Annotated in this window: 3 protein-coding genes; 2 read left to right on the top strand and 1 reads right to left on the bottom strand. The window is 73.6% G+C overall.

Annotated features, from left to right (window positions below):
* Window positions 1-751: hypothetical protein (locus GB864_RS17885; protein WP_419672803.1), on the top strand; the 751-nt coding region annotated here is incomplete at its 5' end.
* Between the two features lie 132 nt (window positions 752-883).
* Complete coding sequence (locus GB864_RS17880) at window positions 884-2,548, top strand: hypothetical protein (RefSeq protein WP_160427042.1); 1,665 nt, start codon at window positions 884-886, stop codon at window positions 2,546-2,548.
* 30 nt (window positions 2,549-2,578) lie between these two features.
* Here the strand turns inward: GB864_RS17880 and GB864_RS17875 are convergent, their stop codons facing one another.
* On the bottom strand, window positions 2,579-2,884 hold the full coding sequence (locus GB864_RS17875; RefSeq protein WP_160427041.1) for a hypothetical protein: 306 nt from the start codon (window positions 2,882-2,884) through the stop codon (window positions 2,579-2,581).
* Window positions 2,885-2,894 lie beyond the last annotated feature (10 nt).

The raw sequence follows: 2,894 nt of genomic DNA, 5'->3' as shown, positions 1-2,894 counted from the left end.
GGGCGGTGCGGACGCCGACGGCGCCGCCTCCGGCGCGGCGGCGCTCGCAGGCACCTCCGCCGAGGGCGCCGCCGAGCTCGACGGCGCGGTCGGCGCCGTGCGTTCGGCGATCGACCTGAACCGGCCCGGCGACCTCGTCGCCGCCCGTGCCGCCCTCGCCGACTCCGTCGACGAGTGGGCGGGCTTCCTCGCCGACGCGCTCGCGGCCACGACGTTCGACCGTGCCGGTGCCGCCGAGTTGCAGGCCGCACTCGACGCCATCGAGGCGCTGCGCGCTGCGACCGATCCCGTGTCGTTCGGACCAGCGGCCGAGCAGGCCGTCGCCGCCGTCGGCGCCGCCGCCGCGAGCCACAGCGCCGTCCTCGCCGCGGAAGCCGCCGAAGCCGAGGCCCGGGCTGCGGCCGAAGCCGCGGCGAAGGCGGCCGAGCAGAACCGGGCGAGCAGCGGCGGCTCGTCCGGCAACGGATCCCCGGCCCTCGACATCGACTGCGGGCCGCACAACAACTGCGAGACCTATCCCTGCCCCGGACTCCCCGGGGCGAGCTGCGTGCGCCCCATCGTGCCGCTGTCGGTGACGTCGACCGGCCCGGTCGTCTCGACCTGCCCCGACGGCCAGTGGATGCGACCGTTCGACTCGGTCCAGCGCCACCGCGGGTCCGAGCCGATCGTGCTCTCGTATCCGTTCCCGATCTCGTACTGGGTGGACGGCTTCAACGTCAGCGTCTTGAAGTGCGATCCGATGAATCCCTGACCCGCCTCCCCGGTCGCGTTGGGAACGCCGCAACCGGAGCATCCGGAAAAAACGGCCATCGGCACGAGGGCTTCTGACGCTACGATCGGCACTTGTCTGGCACGACGACACCGCGAACAAGGGCATGACCACATGACTCCTGCTTCGGATGTCGGCAGCATCGAGGCGCCGACCACTCCCATCGACACCGCCCGCACGGGGACGACGCACCGGTTCGGGCGGTTCGTGGAGCGCCGGGCCGTGCTCCTCGCGGCGGTGCTCATCGCCGCCGTCTGCGCGGTGCAGGTGCTGCTCGGCATCGTGCCGACGCGCATCTACGCGCAGGACCTGTTCATCTTCATGGACGGCGCCTGGCGGCTCGCCTCCGGCCAGCTCCCCCAGCAGGACTTCTACGCCGGGTTCGGCGTGCTGCTCTGGCGCCCCTTGCAGTTGGCGTTCACGCTGACGGGCTTCGACGCGTCCGGCATGGGCATCGCCCGCGCGCTGTTCACCGGCGTGGTCGGCGTCTGGACGCTGCTGCTGCTGCGCCGCCGCGTGCCGGGCTGGGTGCTGCTCGTCGCGACGGCGGCGTCGCTCGTGCTGACGTCGGCGGCCCGCCCCATCGGCGAGCACGCGGACCTGCTCTCGAACGCCATGTTCTACAACCGCATCGGCTTCGCCGTCGTCTTCATCATCCTGCTCGACACGATGTTCCTCGCCGGCTTGTGGCCCGCGTTCACGCGCACCCCGGTCGGCGACGGGCTGTGGCGCGGCGTCTCCACCGGCGCGGCCGTCGTCGCGCTCGCCCTGCTGAAGGTCTCCTTCGTCATCCCCGCGGTCCTCATCGCCGCGGCGGGGCTGCTCATCTGGCGCACGTCGCGCCGCCACCTCCTCGGCATCGCCGCGGGCGGCGTCGGCGTGGCGCTCGCCGGGCTCGCCCTGGGTTGGAGACCGGTTCCGTGGATCGTCGAGATGGCGCGGCTCTCGCGGGCCCGCTCGACGTCCGTGCTCGACAGCGTCGCGCTCGTGGTCGCCGACGACGGCCTGCTCCTCGCGTTCGTCCTCGCCCTCTGCTTCGGACTCCTCGCCGTGGTGGTCGCGCCGCGCCCGCTCGTCCTCCGCTACCTCGCCTCGACCCTCGTCGTCGTGGGCGCGGACGTGTATGCCCGCGCGACGAACATGCAGCGTGGCGACCTCCCCCTGACCGCCGTCTGGGCGCTCGTCGGAGCGATCCTGCTCGTCGGCTACGCGACGAGCGTGCGACCGCCGCGCGCTCGGGCGATCGCGGCGATCGGCGCGGCGCTCGCGGTCCTGGTCCCGGTGGCCGTCCCGTACTTCGCCCGCGATGCCCGGAGCACGATGCTGGCCGCACGCACGGTCGTGCTCGGCGAGGCGGACTCGCCCCGGATCGACGCGCCCCGGTTGGCCGGCTTCGACACCGCCTTCTGGACGGGCTCGAAGACGGAGAACGGCGCCCTCTACGTCGCGATCATCGACGACGGCCTCGCACTCGCCGAGCGGTACTCGGATCCCGACGAGTCGATCGGGTCGCTCGGGTTCTCGAACCCGTTCTCGGTCGCCCTCGGCCGCCCGGCCGCCCACGGCGGTGCCCCGTGGCTGCACCCGGACAACAACTTCCCGAAGGACGGCCCCATCGACGCCGAGGTGCTCGTCGGAGAACCCGAGGTGCTGCTCGTGCCGGCGTACCGGGAGATCGCCTCGGACGGCGACGCCCATCGGTTCGACGAGGTGCTCGACGACTACGACCTCGTCGGCTCGTCGCCGTACTGGACGATCTACCGCCACGACCCGCGCTGAGGCGCTCTCGCGGCGGGGCCCAGTCGCACCTCAGTCGTCGGCGGGCTCCTGCGGACGGCGCCACCACGGCAGCTCGTCGGGGTCGGGCGGCGGCAGTGGCACCGGACGCGTCTCGGCCTTCGGGTCCGACAGGCCGACCCGCAGCGGCGGGACGTCGCGCGTGCCGGAGAGGTCGGCCGGCTCCCGGTCGAGGGCGGCCGTCTCGTCGGCGCGGCCGACCGGTCGACGGACGACCGGCGCGGCGGGGCGGCCACGCAGCGGCCGGGACGGCGTCGACGCCGGCCCCGGATCCGACCGGCCCCAGACCGGAGGTGCACACGCCTGTACTCCAGTCACTTACGCAACG

Source organism: Agromyces seonyuensis (assembly GCF_009789225.1).
In the GTDB taxonomy this organism is placed as follows: Bacteria; Actinomycetota; Actinomycetes; order Actinomycetales; family Microbacteriaceae; genus Agromyces; species Agromyces seonyuensis.
Note: the sequence above shows the minus strand (reverse complement) of the source record. Positions and strands in the feature narration are given on the sequence as shown.

Coding starts and splice junctions, on each gene's coding strand:
- GB864_RS17880 (WP_160427042.1), top strand. CDS start 884: ATGACTCCTGCTTCGGATGTCGGCAGCATCGAGGCGCCGACCACTCCC.